This is a genomic window from Pseudomonas cichorii (genome assembly GCF_019719005.1).
GTDB classification, from domain to species: Bacteria; Pseudomonadota; Gammaproteobacteria; order Pseudomonadales; family Pseudomonadaceae; genus Aquipseudomonas; species Aquipseudomonas cichorii_E.
Genome location: NZ_JAIGPJ010000048.1, coordinates 1 through 22,805 on the forward strand (window position 1 = coordinate 1; position 22,805 = coordinate 22,805).

At 56.0% G+C, this 22,805-nt stretch carries 22 protein-coding genes; all 22 read right to left on the reverse strand.

Annotated features, from left to right (window positions below):
• Positions 1-732 precede the first annotated feature (732 nt).
• The 22 genes from K5D32_RS23795 to rpmH all read right to left on the reverse strand — a co-directional run bounded on the left by K5D32_RS23795 (position 733) and on the right by rpmH (position 22,597).
• A protein-coding gene (locus K5D32_RS23795; protein ID WP_221602039.1) for an IS3 family transposase occupies positions 733-1,895 on the reverse strand; the annotation gives its coding sequence in 2 pieces (ribosomal slippage) (positions 733-1,640 and positions 1,640-1,895; 1,164 coding nt in all).
• A 470-nt stretch (positions 1,896-2,365) separates the two neighbouring features.
• Positions 2,366-4,201: a glutamine--fructose-6-phosphate transaminase (isomerizing) gene (glmS, locus tag K5D32_RS23800; protein WP_200994418.1), complete on the reverse strand. Its 1,836-nt coding sequence runs from the start codon at positions 4,199-4,201 to the stop codon at positions 2,366-2,368.
• Between the two features lie 9 nt (positions 4,202-4,210).
• Positions 4,211-4,978: a DeoR/GlpR family DNA-binding transcription regulator gene (locus K5D32_RS23805; RefSeq protein ID WP_221592908.1), complete on the reverse strand. Its 768-nt coding sequence runs from the start codon at positions 4,976-4,978 to the stop codon at positions 4,211-4,213.
• Positions 4,979-5,099: 121 nt separating this feature from the next.
• On the reverse strand, positions 5,100-6,467 hold the full coding sequence (gene glmU, locus K5D32_RS23810; RefSeq protein ID WP_221602041.1) for a bifunctional UDP-N-acetylglucosamine diphosphorylase/glucosamine-1-phosphate N-acetyltransferase GlmU: 1,368 nt from the start codon (positions 6,465-6,467) through the stop codon (positions 5,100-5,102).
• A gap of 114 nt (positions 6,468-6,581) precedes the next feature.
• On the reverse strand, positions 6,582-7,007 hold the full coding sequence (locus K5D32_RS23815) for a F0F1 ATP synthase subunit epsilon (protein WP_025262613.1): 426 nt from the start codon (positions 7,005-7,007) through the stop codon (positions 6,582-6,584).
• 44 nt (positions 7,008-7,051) lie between these two features.
• Positions 7,052-8,428 carry a F0F1 ATP synthase subunit beta gene (atpD, locus tag K5D32_RS23820; protein WP_025262614.1) on the reverse strand — a complete coding sequence of 459 codons (1,377 nt, stop codon included), beginning with the start codon at positions 8,426-8,428 and terminating at the stop codon, positions 7,052-7,054.
• A gap of 27 nt (positions 8,429-8,455) precedes the next feature.
• Positions 8,456-9,316: a F0F1 ATP synthase subunit gamma gene (gene atpG / locus K5D32_RS23825; protein WP_025262615.1), complete on the reverse strand. Its 861-nt coding sequence runs from the start codon at positions 9,314-9,316 to the stop codon at positions 8,456-8,458.
• Positions 9,317-9,366: 50 nt separating this feature from the next.
• Entirely contained in the window at positions 9,367-10,911 is a 1,545-nt protein-coding gene (atpA, locus tag K5D32_RS23830; protein ID WP_025262616.1) for a F0F1 ATP synthase subunit alpha, read from the reverse strand.
• Between the two features lie 21 nt (positions 10,912-10,932).
• Positions 10,933-11,469, reverse strand: coding sequence for a F0F1 ATP synthase subunit delta (locus tag K5D32_RS23835; RefSeq protein WP_025262617.1), 537 nt, complete (start codon positions 11,467-11,469; stop codon positions 10,933-10,935).
• A 12-nt stretch (positions 11,470-11,481) separates the two neighbouring features.
• Positions 11,482-11,952, reverse strand: coding sequence for a F0F1 ATP synthase subunit B (locus K5D32_RS23840; protein WP_025262618.1), 471 nt, complete (start codon positions 11,950-11,952; stop codon positions 11,482-11,484).
• Between the two features lie 57 nt (positions 11,953-12,009).
• Positions 12,010-12,267 (reverse strand): F0F1 ATP synthase subunit C, encoded by a 258-nt coding sequence (gene atpE / locus K5D32_RS23845; protein ID WP_002555987.1) that lies wholly within the window; start codon positions 12,265-12,267, stop codon positions 12,010-12,012.
• A 153-nt stretch (positions 12,268-12,420) separates the two neighbouring features.
• Positions 12,421-13,290, reverse strand: coding sequence for a F0F1 ATP synthase subunit A (atpB, locus tag K5D32_RS23850; protein WP_200994421.1), 870 nt, complete (start codon positions 13,288-13,290; stop codon positions 12,421-12,423).
• Positions 13,291-13,306: 16 nt separating this feature from the next.
• Positions 13,307-13,714 (reverse strand): F0F1 ATP synthase subunit I, encoded by a 408-nt coding sequence (locus K5D32_RS23855; RefSeq protein WP_117163938.1) that lies wholly within the window; start codon positions 13,712-13,714, stop codon positions 13,307-13,309.
• 146 nt (positions 13,715-13,860) lie between these two features.
• The gene (locus K5D32_RS23860) at positions 13,861-14,733 is read right to left on the reverse strand and encodes a ParB/RepB/Spo0J family partition protein (protein WP_221575295.1); all 873 of its coding nucleotides are present in this window, start codon (positions 14,731-14,733) and stop codon (positions 13,861-13,863) included.
• Between the two features lie 9 nt (positions 14,734-14,742).
• Positions 14,743-15,534, reverse strand: a complete 792-nt coding sequence (locus K5D32_RS23865; protein ID WP_025262622.1) for a ParA family protein — start codon at positions 15,532-15,534, stop codon at positions 14,743-14,745.
• Positions 15,535-15,552: 18 nt separating this feature from the next.
• The gene (gene rsmG, locus K5D32_RS23870) at positions 15,553-16,197 is read right to left on the reverse strand and encodes a 16S rRNA (guanine(527)-N(7))-methyltransferase RsmG (protein WP_025262623.1); all 645 of its coding nucleotides are present in this window, start codon (positions 16,195-16,197) and stop codon (positions 15,553-15,555) included.
• Positions 16,194-18,086 (reverse strand): tRNA uridine-5-carboxymethylaminomethyl(34) synthesis enzyme MnmG, encoded by a 1,893-nt coding sequence (mnmG, locus tag K5D32_RS23875; RefSeq protein ID WP_221602043.1) that lies wholly within the window; start codon positions 18,084-18,086, stop codon positions 16,194-16,196. Before mnmG ends, rsmG begins: the two co-directional genes overlap by 4 nt.
• Before the next feature lie 583 nt (positions 18,087-18,669).
• Entirely contained in the window at positions 18,670-20,040 is a 1,371-nt protein-coding gene (gene mnmE, locus K5D32_RS23880) for a tRNA uridine-5-carboxymethylaminomethyl(34) synthesis GTPase MnmE (RefSeq protein WP_221575298.1), read from the reverse strand.
• Positions 20,041-20,118: 78 nt separating this feature from the next.
• Positions 20,119-21,804 (reverse strand): membrane protein insertase YidC, encoded by a 1,686-nt coding sequence (yidC, locus tag K5D32_RS23885; RefSeq protein ID WP_221592912.1) that lies wholly within the window; start codon positions 21,802-21,804, stop codon positions 20,119-20,121.
• A gap of 2 nt (positions 21,805-21,806) precedes the next feature.
• Positions 21,807-22,052 carry a membrane protein insertion efficiency factor YidD gene (yidD, locus tag K5D32_RS23890; RefSeq protein ID WP_038399718.1) on the reverse strand — a complete coding sequence of 82 codons (246 nt, stop codon included), beginning with the start codon at positions 22,050-22,052 and terminating at the stop codon, positions 21,807-21,809.
• A complete protein-coding gene (gene rnpA, locus K5D32_RS23895; RefSeq protein WP_025257771.1) occupies positions 22,045-22,446 on the reverse strand; it encodes a ribonuclease P protein component in 402 nt (133 codons plus the stop codon). The genes yidD and rnpA overlap by 8 nt, the downstream gene beginning before the upstream one ends.
• Before the next feature lie 16 nt (positions 22,447-22,462).
• A complete protein-coding gene (rpmH, locus tag K5D32_RS23900; RefSeq protein ID WP_002551315.1) occupies positions 22,463-22,597 on the reverse strand; it encodes a 50S ribosomal protein L34 in 135 nt (44 codons plus the stop codon).
• Positions 22,598-22,805: the final 208 nt, after the last annotated feature.

Here is a 22,805-nt window from a genome sequence, read left to right on the forward strand (position 1 = left end):
AGAAAGAAATCGGGAGCACAGCATCCGGGATCACACGGCGGCTTTGAATGTGTGGTTTATGGAGCGGTTACGAATAACTACCAAGGGGCGCGATGGGCAATTCAGAGCGAAGGACACCATCCAACCAGGGAATGACCCTCGTAACATCAAAGGCTGAGGTCCTGCCCCCTGAACTCTTTTACCAAAGCGCCCCCATACGAGGTCCCCTACGGCAGAAGAAACACTCCCCGGCAGCTTCTCAGGCGAAGCCTAGGGCCTCGAATAAGGGGACGTATTTATTTTTCCCAGCATTGCGGGACTAGACAGAGATGGATAGATCCTCTGGTTTGGGTCGAAAGCCGCCGCTTGACAATAACCGATTCTGGCCGATTGCTGTCTTGCGTAGGGTGGAGGCTCACCTCCATCAGCCTGTAGGCGCTGATGCGGAATTGCCCCACCTGCTGGGGCAAGACTGCCCCAACATAAATAGGTAGATACCCAGCACAGATGGCCATAACCTTGAAGGCGGCCTAGGTCAGCGACTTCTCGGCAGCTGGGTCAATTCCGCATCAGCACGTAAAAATAAACGGCTCAACGACTTGGTGGAAGCCAAAAGCTGGCTGGAATCCATCAAGGGCACTAACGTAATTCCAACATTACCTATGCCCAGTCAGCAATAATTCAGCAGCTAGATCAAGATCGGTGCAGATAAGCACCGGCTAAATGGAGCAGCTAGGAAAGAGTCTGTAGTGGTCAACTGATCCCGGACACGACGTTAAGTCTTTTTTCGGACTGAGCTGGTGCCAGTCCGTTATTGAACTGGTGTGGCCGAATCCAGTTATAGCGATGCATCAGATAATGACTGATATCGCGCTGAGCCTCTTGGGCCGTCATATAGCCCACGGTCGGTATCCACTCAGTTTTCAGGCTCCGAAAAACACGTTCCATCGGCGAGTTGTCGTAGCAATTACCTCGACGACTCATGCTCTGATTGATGCGGTATCGCCAGAGTCGCTGGCGAAAGTGGCGACTGCCGTATTGCGAGCCCTGGTCGGAGTGAAACAGCAGGCCTTGAGGCTTGCCCCGTTGCTCATAGGCCATGTCGAGCGCCTTGATCACCAAGTCCGAATCCGGTTTGTTCGACAACGCCCAGCCCACCACCCGGCGCGCGAAGAGATCCATGACCACGGCCAGGTAATGCCATTTCCCTTGTGCCCAGATGTAAGTGATGTCGCCACACCAGACTTGATTGGGCGCGGGCACATCGAACTTTTGATTCAGAATATTCTGAATATCAGGTCGCTCCACCGTTGCCTTTTTATAGGAATGCGAACCCGGTTGTTTGCTGATCAACCCCATCTCTCGCATCAGGCCGCGCACCTTGAACCTGCCGATCTGCTCGCCATCTTCTTGCATCATCGAAACGATGCTGCGACTACCGGCAGCGCTTCGGCTTTGCGTGAACAGCTCGTTGACTCGACTGCGTAATCGAACCCGCTCAACGTCTGGAGTCCGGCGTCTGATGCGATAGTTGTAGTAGCACGAACGAGGCACTTCAAAGGCTTCGCACAACAACTCTACCGACTCACGAGCACTCAGTTGATCAATCAGCGCATGCGCTCGTGTTCTTCCGACATCAAGAGCGCGGTAGCCTTTTTTAAAATGGATTTCTCCCGCTCAAGACGAGCGATCCGAGCTTCCAGCTCTTGGATTTTCTGCTGCTCGGGCGTCAGGGCTTTGCTCTGGGGCGTGACGCCATTGCGCTCTTGCTGAAGCTGGTTGACCCAGCGACGCAGCGCGGATTCGACAACCCCAAGTGAACGGCTGGCTTCGATATGGCTATAGCCTTGATCGAGCACGAGGCCTGCGGCCTCGCGTTTGAATTCAGCGGAAAAGGTACGGCGTTGTTTGGTCATCAGACACCTCTATCTGGCGAGCATTCTCGCCTAAATGGGTGTCCGGTTTCATTAGACCACTACAAGGAGATATCTTGAACATTCTTAAAAACCTCCTGTAACGGATAGTTAGTATGCCTATGAAGCATCTTGTTCAAGCCATAGCAGCCAATCCACCCCTGCATTTCGGCGATTAATAAAATATCCGCTCGTAATGCGCAGTTTTTGGGAAACTTCCGAAAAACCTCTTCGGAAGAATGTTTTCCTTTAATAAAAAGAGTTCTTTCCACAAAGGAACGCACAGTTTCCTCAGGCTGAATAGCTAAGATCATTTTTTCAATAAAACCTAGAGCTGCGTCGAGAGCAATGAGGCACGCAGGAAAACGTCGCTGGCTGCACAACCGGGGGGCAGTAAGGCGCCAGCGACAGACTTTATTTATTTCCGACAGACTTTATTTCGTAGCTTCACACCAGACTCCCCTGTGGATAACTCACTCCACAGTAACGGATTTGGCCAGATTCCGAGGCTGATCCACATCCGTGCCCTTCAACACAGCCACGTAGTACGACAGCAACTGCAGCGGGATGGTGTAGAGAATCGGGGCCAGGGCATCGATGATGTGGGGCATGGCGATGACGTGGGTGCCTTCGCCGTTTTTCATGCCGGCTTGTTCATCAGCGAATACCACCAGTTCACCGCCGCGTGCGCGGACTTCCTGGAGGTTGGATTTGAGTTTTTCCAGCAGTTCGTTGTTTGGTGCAACGGTGACCACCGGCATGTCGTTATCCACAAGCGCCAGCGGGCCGTGCTTGAGTTCGCCGGCCGGGTAGGCTTCGGCGTGGATGTACGAGATTTCCTTGAGCTTGAGGGCTCCTTCCATCGCTACCGGGAATTGCGCGCCACGGCCCAGGAACAGGGTGTGGTGTTTCTCGGCGAACAGCTCGGCGACTTTCTCGACGGTGCTGTCCATGGCCAGCGCTTCACCCAGACGGGTCGGCAGGCGACGAAGTTCTTCGACCAGTTCGGCTTCGACACCCTCTTCCAGTGTGCCTTTGACCTGGCCCAACGACAGGGTCAGTAAGAGCAGGGCAACCAGTTGGGTGGTGAAGGCCTTGGTGGACGCAACGCCGATTTCAGGACCGGCCTGGGTCAGCAGGGTCAGGTCCGACTCGCGCACCAAGGAGCTGATGCCGACGTTGCAGATCGCCAGGCTTGCCAGGAAGCCCAGTTCCTTGGCGTTGCGCAGTGCGGCCAGGGTGTCGGCGGTTTCGCCGGACTGGGAGATGGAGACGAACAGAGTGTCCGGCTGAACCACAACCTTGCGATAGCGGAACTCGCTGGCCACTTCGACCTGGCAAGGGATACCGGCCAGACCTTCGAGCCAGTAACGCGCAACCATGCCGGCGTGATAGCTGGTGCCACAGGCCACGATCTGCACATTGCGAACCTTGGCGAATAGTTCGGCAGCTTGCGGGCCAAAGGCGTGGACCAGCACTTGTTGCTGACCCAGGCGACCTTCAAGCGTGCGCTGCACAACCTTGGGTTGCTCGTGGATTTCCTTGAGCATGAAGTGACGGTATTCGCCTTTGTCGGCGGCTTCAGCACCTTCGTGGTATTGCACGGTTTCGCGAACCACAGGTAAACCATCCACAGACCAGATCTGCACGCTGTCGCGACGGATCTCTGCGATATCGCCTTCTTCCAGGTACATGAAGCGGTCGGTCACCTGACGCAGTGCCAACTGGTCCGAGGCCAGGAAGTTTTCACCAAGACCCAGGCCAATCACCAACGGGCTGCCGCTGCGTGCGGCCAGCAGGCGATCCGGTTGTTTGGCGCTGATGACGGCCAGGCCGTAGGCACCGTGCAATTCCTTGACCGCTGCTTTCAGGGCATTGGCCAGATCCGGAGTGTCCTTGAGCTTGTGGTGCAGCAGGTGGACGATGACTTCGGTGTCGGTATCGGAAGCGAATACGTAACCCAGGCCTTTGAGACGCTCGCGCAGGGCTTCGTGGTTTTCGATGATGCCGTTGTGGACAACTGCCAGCTCATCAGCCGAAAAGTGCGGGTGTGCATTGCGCTCGCAAGGTGCGCCGTGAGTAGCCCAACGGGTGTGAGCGATGCCCAGACGACCGGCCAGAGGCTCGCCCGCCAGCGCTTGCTCCAGTTCGCTGACCTTGCCCGAACGACGACGGCGTTCAAGGGTGCCTTCATTGCTGAAAACCGCTACACCGGCGCTGTCATAGCCACGGTATTCAAGACGTTTGAGCCCTTCCAGCAGAATGGCTGTGATACTACGTTCAGCAACGGCGCCGACAATTCCACACATGGTTCTCTCCTAGCTGACAGCGGCACAAATCAGGGTAATGCCGCGGGCTTTTATCTGTTCGCGTGCCTCATCGGGCAGGCGCTCATCTGTGATAAGGGTATGGATACTGCTCCAGGGCAGTTCCAGGTTGGGAATCTTGCGACCGACTTTGTCGGCTTCGACCATGACCACCACTTCCCGGGCGACTTCAGCCATGACCCGGCTCAGCCCCAGCAACTCATTGAAGGTGGTGGTACCGCGAATCAGATCGATGCCGTCGGCACCAATGAACAACTGATCAAAGTCGTAGGAGCGCAGAACCTGCTCGGCCACCTGTCCCTGGAAGGATTCGGAGTGCGGGTCCCAGGTTCCACCGGTCATCAGCAGCACTGGCTCATGCTCAAGCTCGGCCAGGGCGCGAGCTACATGCAAGGAGTTGGTCATCACCACCAGGCCCGGCTGGGCACCGAGTTCGGGGATCAGCGCAGCGGTGGTGCTGCCACTGTCCACAATGATGCGGGCATGTTCGCGAATTCGCGTCACTGCCGCCCGGGCAATGGCCTGCTTGTATCGAGAAACAGGATGGCTGCTTTCGGCAATCAATTCATGGGGCAAGGTGACCGCACCACCGTAACGGCGTAGCAGCAAGCCATTGCTTTCGAGAGCGGCCAGATCCTTTCGAATCGTAACTTCCGAAGTTTCAAAGCGCTGGGCCAGATCATCGACACTGACTTCGCCCTGCTCATTGAGCAAGGCGAGAATATTGTGGCGACGTTGAGGCGTATTACGTTTCGACATTTTGGCTTTAAGTTTCGATTCAAAAGATAACGAAAGCAATAAAACCTTATTATCGGAACCGGGTCAAGCCGCAGGAGCGAATTCATTCGCGAAACAGCTCTATTCGCTCCTGTGGATAACCTTATGGCTTCTTGATCTTTACCGGACGCTTCCAGCCTTCGATGTTGCGCTGGCGGGCGCGAGCAACGCCCAACTGTTCGGCAGGAATGTTCTGATTGATGGTGGAACCCGCTGCAGTGGTGGCTCCTGAAGAGATATCCACAGGTGCAACCAGCGAGTTGTTGGAGCCGATGAAGACGTCCTCACCCAGGATGGTCTTGTGCTTGTTGGCACCATCGTAGTTGCAGGTGATGGTCCCGGCACCGATGTTGGTACGCGCACCGATTTCGGCATCGCCCAGATAAGTCAGGTGACCGGCTTTTGCGCCATCGCCAAGGTGAGCATTCTTGAGTTCGACAAAGTTACCCACATGGGCCTTGGCCCCCAGAACACTGCCTGGACGCAGGCGAGCGAATGGACCCGCGTCACTGCCCTCGCCCAGAATCGCGCCTTCGATATGGCTGTTGGCCTTGAGCACGACACCTTTGCGCAGGGTGCTGTCCTTGATAACGCAGTTCGGGCCGATGATCACGTCATCTTCAATGATCACGCGACCTTCAAGAATCACGTTGATATCGATCAGCACATCACGGCCAACCGTCACCTCGCCACGCACGTCGAAACGTGACGGGTCACGCAGGGTCACGCCAGCAGCCATCACACGACGGGCTTCACGCAACTGATAATGACGCTCCAGTTCCGCCAATTGCTTGCGGTCATTGGCGCCCTGCACTTCCATTGCGTCGTGAGGCTGTTCGGTGGCGACCACCAGACCGTCACTGACCGCCATTGCGATGACATCCGTCAGGTAATACTCGCCTTGGGCGTTGTTGTTGGACAGACGCCCGAGCCAGTCGGCCAGACGCTTGCCAGGCACGGCAAGAATGCCGGTATTGCCTTCGTTGATCGCCTTCTGGGCTTCGCTGGCATCCTTGTGCTCGACAATGGCACAGACCCGGTTCTCGGCGTCGCGAACGATGCGGCCATAGCCTGTCGGATCGTCCAGCGTCACGGTCAGCAGGCCCAACTGCTGCGGGGTGACCAGTGCCATCAGACGCTGCAGGGTCTGAACCTCGATCAGCGGTACATCACCGTAAAGAATCAGCACGGTATCAGCGCTCAGGTGCGGTACTGCCTGGGCAACTGCGTGGCCTGTCCCCAGTTGCTTGTCCTGCATGACGAAATTCAGGTCATCCGCTGCCAGGCGCTCGCGTACGGCATCTGCGCCATGACCGATCACTACATGAATGCCATTTGGGGATAACTGTCGTGCGCTGTGGATAACATGACCAAGCATGGAGTTACCTGCAACAGGGTGCAGGACTTTAGGCAAGGCCGAACGCATCCGGGTACCTTGGCCAGCGGCAAGAATAACGATATCGAGAGACATGAGGACTACCAACTGAGCGACCTGAACGGTCGTGAAGGGACTGACTGATTCTGAAAAAAGAAAAAGGGTAGCCGAGGCTACCCTTTTACTCAATCGCGCATTGAAGCCAGCGGGTTAGCCGCCGAACTTCTTGCGAATTTGCTGAACGGTGCGCAGCTGAGCTGCAGCCTCGGCCAGACGAGCAGTCGCAGATCCGTAATCGAAGTCCGCGCCTTTTTCGTTCAGGGCCTTCTCGGCAGCCTTGACGGCGGCCTGAGCAGAAGCTTCGTCCAGGTCGGCAGCACGTTGCACAGTATCGGCAAGCACCTTGACCATGTTCGGCTGAACCTCGAGGAAACCACCGGAGATGTAGAACACCTCGGCTTCCCCACCCTGCTTGATCAAGCGGATCGGGCCCGGGACCAGATTGGTGATCAGAGGCGCGTGGCCTGGAGCGATACCGAGATCACCCAGGTTACCGTGCGCAATCACCATCTCGACCAGACCGGAGAAGATTTCCCCTTCCGCGCTGACGATGTCGCAATGGACTGTCATAGCCATTTGCTTGCCTCAACCTGATTAGCGCCCGTTGCCGGGCGCCGGGATTACAGTTTCTTGGCTTTCTCGATCGCTTCTTCGATGCCGCCGACCATGTAGAACGCTTGTTCTGGCAGGTGGTCGTAGTCACCGTTGAGGATGCCTTTGAAGCCAGCAATGGTGTCTTTCAGGGAAACGTATTTACCCGATGCACCAGTGAAGACTTCAGCCACGAAGAACGGCTGCGACAGGAAGCGCTGGATCTTACGAGCACGGTTTACCAACTGCTTGTCGGTTTCCGACAGCTCGTCCATACCCAGGATCGCGATGATGTCTTTCAGCTCTTTGTAACGCTGCAACACGTACTGAACGCCGCGAGCGGTGTCGTAGTGTTCCTGGCCGATGACGTTCGGGTCCAGCTGGCGCGAAGTCGAATCCAGTGGATCTACCGCTGGGTAGATACCCAGGGAAGCGATGTCACGGGACAGTACGACAGTTGCGTCCAAGTGGGCGAACGTGGTCGCTGGCGACGGGTCGGTCAAGTCGTCCGCTGGTACGTATACCGCCTGGATCGAGGTGATCGAACCGTTTTTGGTGGAAGTGATGCGCTCTTGCAGAGTACCCATCTCTTCAGCCAGGGTCGGTTGGTAACCTACTGCGGAAGGCATACGGCCCAGCAGTGCGGATACTTCGGTACCGGCCAGGGTGTAACGATAGATGTTGTCGACGAACAGCAGAACGTCGTTACCTTCGTCACGGAACTTCTCGGCCATGGTCAGGCCGGTCAGAGCAACGCGCAGACGGTTTCCCGGTGGCTCGTTCATCTGACCGTAAACCAGTGCCACTTTGTCCAGAACGTTGGAGTCCTTCATCTCGTGGTAGAAGTCGTTACCCTCACGAGTACGCTCACCCACACCGGCGAACACGGAATAACCGCTGTGCTCGATGGCGATGTTACGGATCAGTTCCATCATGTTTACGGTTTTGCCTACACCGGCACCACCGAACAGACCGACTTTACCGCCCTTGGCGAACGGGCAAACCAGGTCGATAACCTTGATGCCTGTTTCCAGCAGATCGTTGCCACCCGCCTGTTCAGCGAAGGACGGCGCAGGACGGTGAATGCCCCAACGCTCTTCTTCACCGATAGGACCGGCTTCGTCGATCGGGTTGCCCAGGACGTCCATGATCCGGCCCAGAGTCGCTTTACCGACCGGTACGGAAATGGCTGCGCCGCTGTCATTGACGTTCAGACCGCGCTTCAAGCCTTCGGTCGAACCCATTGCAATGGTACGAACCACGCCGTCGCCCAGCTGCTGCTGAACTTCAAGAGTGGTTTCCGCGCCTTGTACACTCAGCGCGTTGTAGATACTCGGTACGCTATCGCGTGGGAATTCCACGTCGATCACGGCGCCGATGATTTGAACGATACGTCCGCTACTCATTAGCTGGTTCCTCTAATATTTGAACCGTTAAACCGCGGCAGCGCCGCCGACGATTTCCGAGATCTCTTGGGTGATCGCTGCCTGACGCGCCTTGTTGTAGATCAGCTGCAAATCGCTGATCAAATCACCGGCGTTGTCTGTGGCGTTCTTCATCGCGATCATCCGCGCAGCTTGTTCAGCAGCGTTGTTCTCGACCACCGCCTGGTACACCTGCGACTCAACGTAGCGAACCATCAAGCCGTCAAGCAGCTCTTTGGCATCGGGTTCGTAGAGATAGTCCCAGTGGTGCTTGAGTTTCTGATCCGGGGTTGCCACCAGCGGAATCAATTGCTCCACCGTTGGCTGCTGGGTCATGGTGTTGATGAACTTGTTGGATACCACGGACAGGCGATCAATTCGACCATCCAGGTAGGCATCCAGCATCACCTTGACGCTGCCGATCAGATCATTGATCGACGGCTCTTCGCCCAGGTGGCTGATCGCAGCGACGACGTTACCGCCGAAGTTGCGGAAAAATGCCGCACCTTTGCTGCCGACCACGCACAGATCGATCTCTACGCCGTTTTCACGGTTTACCGCCATGTCCTTGACCAAAGCCTTGAACAGGTTGGTGTTCAGGCCACCGCACAAACCACGGTCACTGCTCACTACGACATAACCGACACGCTTTACTTCGCGCTCGATCATGAACGGGTGGCGATACTCCGGGTTGGCGTTGGCAAGATGACCAATCACCTGGCGGATGCGCTCCGCGTAAGGACGGCTAGCAGCCATGCGCGACTGAGCCTTGCGCATTTTGCTGACCGCCACTTTTTCCATGGCGCTGGTGATCTTTTGCGTGCTTTTGATGCTCGCAATCTTGCTGCGAATCTCTTTTGCGCCTGCCATGTAACACCTATCAGGTTAGCAAGCGGGAACCTTTCGGCTCCCGCTGCGGCTTACCAGGTTTGGGTGGCTTTGAACTTCTCGATACCGGCTTTGAGGCCAGAATCGATTTCGTCATTGAAGTCACCCTTCACGTTGATCTTCGCCATCAAGTCGGCGTGATCGCGGTTGAAGTAAGCAATCAGAGCCTGCTCGAAGCTGCCGATTTTTGGAATCTCGATGTCCACCAGGAAGCCACGTTCAGCGGCATACAGGGACAACGACATATCAGCGATGGACATCGGCGCGTATTGCTTCTGCTTCATCAGCTCGGTAACGCGCTGACCATGCTCAAGCTGCTTGCGGGTCGCTTCGTCCAGGTCAGAAGCAAACTGGGCGAATGCCGCCAGTTCACGATACTGAGCCAGAGCGGTACGGATACCACCGGAAAGCTTCTTGATGATCTTGGTCTGTGCGGCACCACCTACACGGGATACCGAAACACCGGCGTTCACTGCCGGACGGATGCCGGAGTTGAACATGGCCGATTCCAGGAAGATCTGACCGTCGGTGATGGAAATCACGTTGGTCGGAACGAACGCGGAAACGTCACCAGCCTGGGTTTCGATGATCGGCAGTGCAGTCAGGGAACCGGTTTTTCCGGTCACTGCGCCGTTGGTGAACTTCTCTACGTACTCTTCGGAAACACGCGATGCGCGCTCCAGCAGACGGGAGTGGAGATAGAACACGTCACCCGGGTAGGCTTCACGGCCTGGTGGACGGCGCAGCAGCAGGGAAATCTGGCGGTAAGCCACTGCTTGCTTGGACAGATCGTCATAAACGATCAGCGCGTCTTCACCGCGGTCACGGAAGTACTCGCCCATGGTGCAACCCGAGTACGGTGCAAGGAATTGCAGCGCAGCGGATTCGGAAGCACTTGCAGCAACGATGATGGTGTTAGCCAGTGCACCGTTTTCTTCGAGCTTGCGAACAACGTTGGCGATGGTCGATTGCTTCTGACCAACTGCAACGTAGACGCAGAAGATGCCGCTGTTTTTCTGGTTGATGATCGCGTCGATTGCCATGGCGGTTTTACCGATCTGGCGGTCACCGATGATCAGCTCGCGCTGGCCACGGCCGACTGGAATCATTGCGTCGACGGCCTTGTAGCCAGTTTGCACTGGCTGGTCGACCGACTTACGCCAGATCACGCCTGGAGCAACTTTCTCGACCGCATCGGTCTCGGTGTTGTTCAGCGGACCTTTACCGTCAACAGGGTTGCCCAGTGCGTCGACAACGCGACCCAGCAGTTCCTTACCAACCGGAACTTCGAGGATGCGGCCGGTGCACTTGGCGCTCATGCCTTCAGCCAGAGTCGTGTAGGCGCCCAGTACAACGGCACCGACAGAGTCTTGCTCAAGGTTCAGCGCCATACCGAAGACGCCGCCCGGAAACTCGATCATTTCGCCGTACATTACGTCGGCAAGACCGTGAATCCGCACGATACCGTCAGACACGCTGACGACTGTGCCTTCGTTGCGGGCTTGGGAGGTTACATCGAGCTTCTCGATGCGACCCTTGATGATTTCACTTATTTCGGAAGGATTGAGTTGCTGCATTGCTCTGCTGCCCCTTCAAACTCAAGATTTCAATGCTTCGGCTAGTTGCGCGATCTTGCCGCGAACTGAGCCATCGATAACCAGGTCGCCGGCGCGGATAACGACACCACCGATAAGGGTGGCATCCTCCGCAGCATGCAGGCGCACTTCCCGGCCGAGCCGTGCACTGAGAACCTTGGCGAGTTTGTCTTGCTGTTCTTGGTTCAATGCAAAAGCACTGGTGACATCCACATCGACCGATTTTTCCTGCTCGGCCTTGTACAGGTCGAACAGTTCGGCGATCTCCGGCAGAAGCGGGAGACGGTCGTTTTCAGCAACGACGTGGATGAAATTCTGTGCCTTGGCATCGAACTTGTCGCCACACACTTCAATAAAAGTGGTGGCCTTTTGTGCGCTCGTCAGTCGCGGGGCCTTGAGCAGGCTCTGCATGGTGTCGTCTTGCGACACCGCAGCAGCCAGGCCGAGCATGGCTGACCAATTGGCCAGTTGCTGGTGGGCCTGCGCGTGCTCGAAGGCCGCCTTAGCGTAAGGTCGGGCCAACGTGGTCAGTTCTGCCATGATCGCCCTCGCTTAAATTTCAGCTGCCAGTTTGTTAACCAGCTCCGCGTGCGCGTTTTGATCGATTGTGGCACCCAGGATCTTCTCGGCGCCATTGACTGCCAGGCTACCCAACTGGGCGCGCAGAGCGTCTTTGACACTGTTCAGTTCCTGCTCGATCTCGGCCTGAGCCTGAGCCTTCACACGGTCAGCTTCAACGCGAGCCTGTTCACGGGCTTCGTCGACAATCTGTGTACCGCGTTTCTTGGCTTGCTCAATGATCTCGGCTGCTTGAGCTTTAGCTTCGCGCAGTTGTTGACCCACTTTGTCTTGGGCCAGCTCCAGGTCGCGAGCTGCTCGTGTAGCAGCGTCCAGTCCATCCGCGATCTTCTTCTGACGTTCGTGCAAAGCCGCGATGACCGGAGGCCACACGAACTTCATGCAGAACAGCACAAAGATGAAGAACGCAACGGACTGGCCAATCAGGGTTGCATTAATATTCACGCCAACACCTCGCTCGTTCGTTGTCCATCACACCAATCAACTCGAAAATTCGAGCGATTAGCCAGCGAGCTGACCAACGAAGGGGTTCGCGAAGGTGAAGAACAGAGCGATACCAACACCGATCATGGTAACGGCGTCGAGCAGGCCCGCAACGATGAACATTTTAACTTGCAGCATTGGAACCATTTCTGGCTGACGCGCTGCGCCTTCCAGGAACTTACCGCCCAACAGGCCGAAACCGATTGCAGTACCCAGTGCGCCCAGGCCGATCAACAGTGCAACAGCGATAGCGGTTAGACCAACTACAGTTTCCATCTTTCCTCCCGACTTTTACGTCGTATTGGTTAGGTTTTCTTAGATTAAAGCGGTAAAGCAAAATCGTTTGTTACATCAGCCCTTGCGGTTTCCCGCTTGCGGCTCCCTCTCACCAATGGCAAGAGGGTCATCAGATGCGCCGGATGGCGAATCTTAATGGTTATCTTCGTGAGCCATCGACAGGTAAACGATGGTCAGCATCATGAAGATGAACGCTTGCAGGGTGATGATCAGGATGTGGAAGACAGCCCACGCCCATTGCAGAACCACACCCAGGCCACTGAGCCAGAGCAGGCCGCTGCCGAACATGACCGCGATCAGGATGAATACCAGCTCGCCAGCGTACATGTTGCCGAACAGACGCAGTGCCAGCGAAATCGGCTTGGCTACCAGTGTCACGAATTCAAGCAGGAAGTTCACCGGAATCAGCAGAGCCTGAACGAAGATGTTCTTGCTGCCGAACGGGTGAAGGGTCAGTTCGCCGATGAAACCACCGATGCCCTTGACCTTGATGCTGTAGAAAATGATCAGTGCGAAGACCGACAGAGCCATGCCCAGGGTGGCATTCGGGTCAGTGGTCGGAACAGCACGGAAAGGAATGTGCTCGTCGCCCGAGATCAGCATCGCCAACTGAGGAATCCAGTCAACCGGAACCAGGTCGACGGCGTTCATCAGAAATACCCAGACGAAAATGGTCAGGGCCAGGGGAGCGATCACCGCGCTACGACCGTGAAAGCTGTCCCGCACGCTGCCATCGACGAACTCGACCAGAACTTCGACGAAGTTCTGCAGAGCGCCAGGCTGGCCGGAAGTTGCCTTCTTGGCCGCCATACGGAAGATAAGAACGAAAATCAGGCCCAGTGCGACCGACCAGCCGAGAGTATCGACGTGGAAAGCCCAAAAGCCCATTTCCTTTGCTTCTGCTGCGGTATGGGCAAAGCCCCAGCTGCCGTTGGGTAGCTGACCGAATGTCAGGTTCTGCAAGTGGTGCTGGATATAGCCCGAAGCTGTTTGCTCTGCCATTTTTGCCTCAAACGCCCTAAGGTCTCGAAAGTCTTGTTCTCATTAGCAGGGGAGCGAACCAGTTGACCACCTGGATCAACATGAACACGCCGAATACAGCCAGCGGCGCCAATGGCTTCACACCTGCGAACGTCAATGCAAAAAGCACTGCCGTCAAAATCAGTTTGCCTGCCTCGCCGGCATAAAATGACCGGACGATTGCTTGCGCTGCTCTGGCCCCGGAAAACCGGAAAGCCTTGTGAGCAAAGTACAAATTGGGCAGCCACGCTATCAGGCCACCGCACAGCCCTGAATATCCCGCTACGACTCCATTCCACTGCAGGAGCGCCAGAGCGGCCAGCAGCAGGACAATCAATTGAGCCAGCAATACCGGAAAAACCGCCAGCCGATGGAACGGCAAGCGGTCTGGCATGCGTGATTCCATCGCAACTGCTCCTTGAATGTCGGTCGCCACAAGCAATAACTTGGCATAATTTGTGCCGACAAAATGCGCGCAGAGTATAGGGGCGGTTAAGCCCCTATTCAACCGTAAGGTAGTGATTTCCGACTATACGCTACAGAGCAATTGTTTCAGCGAATGTGGGCGAGCACACCTTGCAACTCATCCAGCGAGTTGTAACGGATGACTAATTGCCCTTTTCCCTTCTGCCCATGACGAATCTGGACTGCAGAGCCCAGCCGCTCGGCGAGACGCTGTTCCAGCCGACTGATATCGGGATCAGTCTTTACTGCCTCGACAGGAGCCGGCTTGCCGCTGAGCCACTGCCTGACAAGTGCTTCGGTCTGACGCACAGTAAGGCCACGTGCGACAACATGTCGCGCACCTTCGACCTGCCTTTCTTCGGGCAAACCGAGCAATGCGCGGGCATGACCCATTTCCAGGTCACCGTGAGACAGCATGGTCTTGATCACTTCCGGCAAGGCAATCAGACGCAACAGGTTGGCCACGCTGACGCGCGACTTGCCCACGGCATCGGCGACCTGCTGCTGAGTCAGTTGGAACTCCTGCTGCAAGCGCTGCAACGCCATCGCTTCTTCGATGGGGTTCAGATCTTCGCGCTGGATGTTCTCGATCAGCGCCATGGCGATGGCGTTTTCATCCGAGACTTCGCGGACCATGGCCGGAATTGTCTCTACGCCCGCCTGCTGACTCGCACGCCAGCGACGCTCACCGGCGATGATTTCATAGCGGTTTTCGCCAATCGGACGGATCACGATCGGCTGCATGACGCCCTGGGACTTGATCGACAGGGCAAGCTCTTCCAGCGCCTGGGGATCCATATCGCGGCGCGGCTGGTACTTGCCACGCTGGATCAGATCCAGAGGGACATGCTGCAGCTCGCGCTGATCGATCTTGACGGCCTGTTCTTCCAGCGAACTGACGGTTGGACTGCTCAGAAGTGCGTCCAACCCACGTCCGAGACCTCGTTTCTTGACGGCCATGGGAATTCCTTAGGTTGGCTGCGCGGCTTTCGAGCTGCGACGTTGACGACGTACCAGTTCACCCGCCAGAGCCAGGTAAGCCAGCGCACCGCGAGAAGCCTTGTCATAGGCCAGCACCGGCATGCCGAAGCTCGGTGCCTCGGCGAGCCTGATGTTGCGCGGGATGACCGTGTCGTAGAGCTGATCGCCGAAATGTTCCTTGAGCTGCGCGGAAACATCGTTGATCAGGCTCAGGCGCGGGTCGTACATCGTGCGCAGCAACCCTTCGATTTTCAGTTGAGGGTTGAGCAGTTCAGCTATGCGCTTGATGTTATCCACAAGGTCACTGAGACCTTCCAGCGCAAAGTACTCGCACTGCATGGGGATAATGACCCCATCGGAGGCCACCAGGGCATTGAGGGTCAGCATCGACAGCGACGGCGGGCAGTCGATGAGAATGTAATCGTAGTTTTCCCGGATCGGCGCCAGCGCATTGCGCAAGCGGCTTTCCTTCATCTGCATTTCCAGCAACACCACTTCGGCAGCCGTAAGGTCACGGTTAGCCGGCAGCAGTTGATAACCGCCATGTTCGGAAAACTGTATCGCCTCGGCCAGATCGCATTCACCGATCAGCAAGTCGTATACCGAGTTTTCCAGGGTGTGTTTATCCACACCGCTGCCCATGGTCGCGTTGCCCTGAGGGTCGAGATCGATCAACAGCACGCGGCGCTTGGTTGCAACCAGTGACGCTGCGAGGTTGATACAGGTGGTGGTTTTACCCACACCACCTTTCTGGTTCGCTATCGCGAATACCTTAGCCATTCTTGCTTGTGTTCCCAGTCATGCCGTACGGCGCAGTATCAGCAGATGGCGTTGGCCTTGGCAACCTGGAACGGTCAAGGCTTGTGCGCTATCGAGATGAAAGTCTGCCGGCAATGCTACCAGTTCATCGGTCGGATGCAGCCCTTTCATTGCCAGCCAACGAGTATCGGTGTCGCCCATGTGGCGAGTCCACCCGGTAAAGTCTTCCAGACTGCTGAATGCCCTGGAAACAATCCCCGTGAACGGCGCATCTGGCTGATAAGCTTCTGCACGGCTGTGAATAACTTCGAGGTTGTCGAGTTTCAGCTCAAGTTTGACCTGAGTCTGGAACCGGGTTTTCTTGCCATTGCTGTCCAGAAGCGAAACCTTCATCTCTGGAAACATGATAGCCAACGGAATGCCGGGCATTCCGCCACCGCTACCAACGTCCAGCCAGCGTGGTCCTTCGATGAAGGGTACGACGCTCAGGCTGTCGAGCAAATGCCGCGAAACCATCTCGTCCGGATTGCGCACAGCCGTCAGGTTGTAGGCTTTGTTCCACTTTATCAACAGCTCGAGGTAAGCCAGCAACTGGCCATGCTGTTTTTCACTCAGATCCACACCCAGTTCCCGGGCACCTGTGGATAATTCCTGAGCATGCTGCGCAGTAACCATAGAACTCAAGCGCTTTGCTCCAACTGACGGCCCGCGCCGCGTTTTTTCAAGTGAATCATCAACAGGGAAATCGCCGCCGGCGTTACGCCAGGAATACGCGATGCCTGTCCAAGGGTCTCGGGACGAGTTATCCCCAGCTTGCCTTGAATCTCTTTCGACAGACCGGAAATCGTCGTGTAATCGATGTCTTCCGGCAGTTTTGTATCTTCGCTGGCCCGCAGACGGGCAATTTCATCCTGCTGACGCTCGATGTAACCGGCGTATTTGGTCTTGATCTCGACCTGCTCGGTGACTTGAGGATCGCTGCAACCCTGACCGGTAAGGGAAATCAGGCTCGCATAATCGACTTCAGGACGAGTCAGCAGGTTGAGCAGGTTGTATTCGTGGGTCAGCGGCGTGCCGAAATGTGCGGCAATCGCATCGCCCTGCTCTGTGCCAGGACGGACCCAGGTACTTTTCAGGCGTTGTTCTTCCAGCGCGATGTTCTCACGCTTGGTGCAGAACGCTGCCCAGCGTGCATCGTCGATCAGACCCAGTTCGCGGCCTTTTTCCGTCAGACGCAAATCGGCGTTGTCTTCACGCAGGATCAGCCGGTATTCGGCACGGGATGTGAACATCCGGTACGGCTCTTGGGTCCCGAGGGTAATCAGGTCGTCAACCAGCACGCCGATGTACGCTTCATCACGGCGTGGGCACCAGCTTTCCTTGCCCTGTGCGCGAAGCGCAGCGTTGGTTCCGGCCAGCAGACCTTGTGCACCGGCCTCTTCGTAGCCGGTGGTGCCGTTGATCTGGCCTGCGAAAAACAGACCGCCGATGACTTTGGTTTCCAGGCTGTACTTCAGGTCGCGAGGATCGAAGTAATCGTATTCGATGGCGTAGCCAGGACGAACGATGTGCGCGTTCTCCATGCCACGAATCGAGCGAACGATCTGCAGTTGCACGTCGAATGGCAGCGAAGTCGAAATACCGTTCGGATACAGCTCGTGGGTAGTCAGACCTTCCGGCTCGATGAAGACCTGGTGGCTTTCCTTGTCGGCAAAGCGATGGATCTTGTCTTCGATCGAAGGACAGTAACGCGGCCCGATACCTTCGATGACACCGGAATACATCGGTGAACGATCAAGGTTGGAGGCAATGATTTCGTGGGTCCGCGCGTTGGTATGCGTAATCCAGCAACTGACTTGCTCTGGATGCTGCTCCTTTGAACCCAGGAACGACATGACCGGGATAGGCGTATCGCCCGGTTGTTCTGTCATCACTGAGAAATCCACAGAACGGCCATCGATGCGTGGCGGTGTTCCGGTTTTCAGTCGACCAACGCGCAGCGGCAGTTCACGTAACCGTTTTGCCAGGGCAATCGAAGGCGGATCTCCAGCGCGACCACCGGAATAGTTCTGCATACCGATGTGGATAAGTCCGCCCAGGAACGTGCCTGTGGTCAAAACCACGGAATCTGCCATGAAGCGCAGACCCATTTGCGTGACGACACCGCGAACCTGGTCCTGTTCGACGATCAGGTCGTCACAGGATTGTTGAAATATCCACAGGTTCGGCTGGTTTTCAAGAATTTCGCGAATGGCTGCCTTGTACAGAACACGGTCTGCCTGAGCACGTGTCGCTCGTACTGCTGGCCCTTTGCGGCTGTTCAATACACGGAACTGGATGCCGCCTTTATCGGTAGCCACTGCCATCGCACCGCCAAGGGCGTCGATTTCCTTGACCAGATGACTTTTGCCAATACCGCCAATAGCAGGGTTACAGCTCATCTGACCGAGCGTTTCCACGTTGTGCGTCAGCAATAGGGTTTTGACACCCATGCGTGCCGACGCAAGTGCGGCCTCGGTACCGGCATGACCGCCACCGATGACGATCACTTCAAAACGGGAAGGGAAATCCACCACGCACCTCGTGCCTGTTGTCGATGGGAAATTGGGATAGCTGACAAGTATAGGGAATACACCCACCTGAAAGAAACCCGTTGCACAAAATTTAACCAGCTGTGGAAAACTGGCGAATAAAGAAATTAAAAAGGAAAGAAATCTTATAAAACCTTTTTTTTATGTTTATTCTTACTGAGCCACCTTTCTGTGGATAAAGCTCTACAGGCTATGTATTTCAATGTGTACAGCGTTTCAAAAGTCTGTGTTCATGTGCCAATGAGGCCTTTGGATAACCGTCTTGAGCCTGTGGATTAAATGACCACTTGTCCACAGACGGGTTTATCTTCAGCTTTCGCCCCCAGTTATCAACTGAGCTCAGAAGCAGTTATTCACAGGGCTTAATTCAGATAAATTGCTTCCGGAAGGGACAATTCACAGGCTGAGGGCACACAGGATTGTGTTGCCTGAGTGACTGGCGGTAGCGAGGGAGGCACAGCAAGGCTTCCCTTTGTGGATAAGAGAGGCTGATCGAGGGCTTTGTTGTGAGGTCTGAGACGCAAGCCCGGCATTGCACCGGGCTGTTCGAGCCGTGTGTGCGGGATTATTTACCGATGCAGAAGCTTGAGAAGATCCTGCCAAGCAGATCGTCCGAGCTGAAGGCTCCGGTAATTTCACCCAGCGCCTGCTGAGCCTGGCGCAGGTCTTCGGCCAATAGCTCGCCTGCGCCCGCCAGTGTCAGTTGTGCGCGGCCATGTTCCAGGAAGTCACTGGCATGGCGCAGCGCTTCAAGATGGCGTCGACGTGCGCTGAAGCTGCTTTCAGAGGTCTGTTCATAACCCATGCAGGCTTTGAGGTGTTCACGCAGCAGTTCCAGGCCTTCTCCACCGGCCTTGGCGCTCAGGCTGATCGTTACATGGCCATCGGCACTGGTTTCCAGGACAATCAGGTCGCCGCTGAGGTCGGCTTTGTTACGGATCAGAGTAACCTTGGCTGGATCAGGACGTTGCTCCAGAAATTCAGGCCACAGGGCGAAAGGATCGGATGCCTCCGGTGCAGTAGCGTCGACGACCAGCAAAATGCGATCAGCCTCGCCAATGGCCTTGAGAGCACGTTGTACACCGATGATCTCTACCTGATCGTCGGTATCGCGCAGGCCTGCTGTATCCACGACATGTAGCGGCATGCCGTCTATGTGGATATGTTCGCGCAGTACATCCCGTGTGGTGCCGGCAATCTCGGTGACGATCGCGGCCTCTCGACCCGCCAGGGCGTTGAGCAGGCTGGATTTGCCGGCATTGGGGCGGCCGGCAATCACCACAGTCATGCCGTCCCGCAGCAATGCACCCTGCCCTGCTTCGCGCAGCACTGTGGATAACTCGTCACGCACGTCATCGAGCATGCTCAGCACGTGGCCATCGGCAAGGAAGTCGATTTCTTCCTCGGGAAAGTCGATTGCCGCCTCCACATAGATCCGCAGGCTGATCAGCTTTTCGGTCAAGTTATCCACACGCTGGGAAAAAACACCCTGCAAGGAGCGCAGGGCATTACGTGCAGCCTGTGCAGAACTGGCTTCGATCAGGTCCGCAATGGCTTCGGCCTGTGCCAGATCCAGCTTGTCGTTAAGGAAAGCACGCTCGCTGAATTCTCCCGGGCGCGCCAGACGACTGCCCAGCTGCAGGCAGCGCTGCAGCAACATATCCAGAACAATGGGGCCGCCGTGGCCCTGAAGCTCCAGAACATCTTCACCGGTAAAGGAATTGGGCCCTGGAAAATAAAGCGCGATTCCTTCGTCGATGACCTGGCCTGTTTCATCCTCGAAAGGACCGTAATGGGCAAATCGTGGTTTTGGCGTGCGTCCAATGATTGCCTGGGCAGCCTTGCTCGCCAAAGGCCCGGATATACGCACGATGCCAACACCACCGCGACCTTGAGCGGTGGCGATGGCGGCGATGGTTTCACGAGGGACGTTCATGGTCCGGCTCCTGGGCAACTGACAGATAGCAAAACGCCCCACGAGGGGGCGTTTTGTAAAACTTGTTCACAGGTTAGATCAGGCAGCAGCTTTGTTGGTAGCCGCTTCGATCTTGCGAGTGATGTAGGCCTGCTGTGCAATCGACAGGGTGTTGTTCACAACCCAGTACAGAACCAGACCGGCAGGGAACCACAGGAAGAAGAACGTGAAGATGATTGGCATCATTTTCATGACCTTGGCCTGCATCGGATCCGGCGGAGTCGGGTTCAGACGCTGCTGGATGAACATGGTCGCGCCCATGATGATCGGCAGAATAAAGAACGGGTCTTTGATCGACAGGTCGGTTATCCACAGCATCCATGGAGCCTGACGCATTTCCACGCTTTCCAGGAGTACCCAGTACAGCGCAAGGAAAACCGGCATCTGGACAAGAATCGGCAAGCATCCACCCAGCGGGTTGATCTTTTCTTTCTTGTACAGCTCCATCATTGCCTGAGACATCTTCTGACGATCATCGCCAAACTGTTCTTTCAGCGCGGTCAGCTTCGGACCTACGGCACGCATGCGCGCCATGGATTTGTAGCTGGCAGCCGACAGAGGGAAGAACAGGCCTTTGATCAGCATGGTCAGGAAGATGATCGACCAGCCCCAGTTACCCACAATGGCGTGGATATGCTGCAGCAACCAGAAGATCGGCTGGGCAATGAACCACAGGATGCCGTAATCGACAGTCAGCTCCAGACCTGGGGATAACTCTTTGAGTACCGCCTGGCTTTTCGGACCCGCATACAACGTAGCGCTGGTTTCACCTTTGCCACCGGCAGCAACCGACAGGGTCGGGCCAGTGAAGCCGATGATGTAGTTGCCCTGGCTGTCTTTACGTGTCTGAACGGCATTGCTGTCGCCATGGCTTGGAATCCAGGCCGTCACGAAGTAATGCTGAAGCCATGCAACCCAGCCACCCTGGACTGTTTCTTTCAGCGGAGCCTTGTCGATATCTTTCATCGACACTTTTTTGTACGGCTCTGCAGCTGTCCACAAGGCAGCACCCAGGTAGGTGGCAGTGCCAGTGGCAGTGGTCGAAGACGGATCGGAGCTTGCATCGCGCTTCAGTTGTGCAAACAGATTGCCCGCCCATGGCTGAGCACTCTGGTTATCCACAACGTAGGTGACAACAACATCGTACAGGCCACGTTTGAAGGTGAAGCGCTTGATGTAATTGACGCCGTTATCAGCGAATTTCAGCTCGACGACCAGATCGTTCTGGCCATCGTTCAGTTGATAAGTCTTCTGTGCAGACGAATAAACCGGACGACCGGCAGCACGTGCATCAGGTCCGTTCGTACCGGTCAGGCCACTTTGTGCCAGAAAAGTACGCTCGCCACCGTTGTCGAACAGCTGGAATGGAACATCCGGGCGGTCCTGACGACGTGGATACAGTGGAAGACGAAGTTGAACCACGTCACCACCTACTGGATCGATCGCCAGATCGAGCACGTCGGTCTTGACCTGAATCAGGTCCTTGCTCGGTGCGACTGGAGTTTCCAGAGGCGCTGCGGCATTGGTCGCTGTAGCACTTGGAACATCGGCATTTGCAGAACCATTAGTACCAGCAGCCGTATCCGGTATAGCCGGTGCGGTTGTGCTGGCTGCAACATTCTGGGTCGGCATGGCAGCCTGGCCGTAGTCTTGGTTCCATTTCAGAACCCCGACGTAGGTCACGATTGCCAGGGCGACGATCAGGATCGTGCGTTTAATATCCATGATTACTCGGCCATCGAAGAAGAACGGGAGGTGGGGACAGGTGGAACCGGGTCATAACCACCGGGATTCCACGGATGACAGCGGCCCAAACGACGAAGTGTCAGCCAGCCGCCGCGTAAAAGGCCATGATTATCGATGGCTTCATACGCATAGCAGGAGCAACTGGGGTAGAAACGACAGTGACTGGCCATCAGCGGGCTAATGGCATAGCGGTAAAACTGGATCGGAACGAGTGCCAGTTTACGCATCTGGACTGTCTACCCCTGCAGTTTCGGGTTTTGCTTCTGGAGTGGGTCGGCTACGCGCCAGACGTTTCCAGAGCTTGCCGAAATGCTGAATCAATTCCGGGTTTTCTATGTCACCCAGACCCTTACGCGCGACGATCACGATATCCCAACCGACCAGATTATCCTGGTGTTGGCGAAATGATTCGCGCATGAGGCGTTTCAAGCGGTTTCGCTCAACGGAGAGTTTTACGCTCTTTTTACCTATCACCAGCCCCAGACGGGGATGATCAAGGTCGTTGTTGCGAGCAAGGAGCAGGAGATTTTTCCCCGGAACCTTGCCGGTAGGGGAGTCAAAGACTGCCTTGAAATGCCGGGGAGTCAGCAAACGCTTTTCCCGACTGAAGTCTCGACTCACCACCAGTGCCGATTTATCAAACTGCCAGACGCTTACGGCCTTTGGCGCGACGACGCGACAGGACTGCACGGCCGTTCTTGGTGGCCATACGGGCACGGAAACCGTGGGTGCGGGCGCGCTTGATTGTGCTGGGTTGGAAAGTACGTTTCATGGCGTGTTACCTGGTTCGTCCACTACGGGCCGGAATGGCCCCCGTTTTAAGAGACCGGGGATTCTAGAGAAAGCAAGCGTGCAGGTCAATTTCCAACCAGCTTTTCCTTTATCTACTTCCTTACAGCTCATTACGCATTCCTCACCCGGTTCGAGGGTTACCTGAGAGAAATCAGTTATAGAAATAAAAAGAGGGAATATTTAAAGCT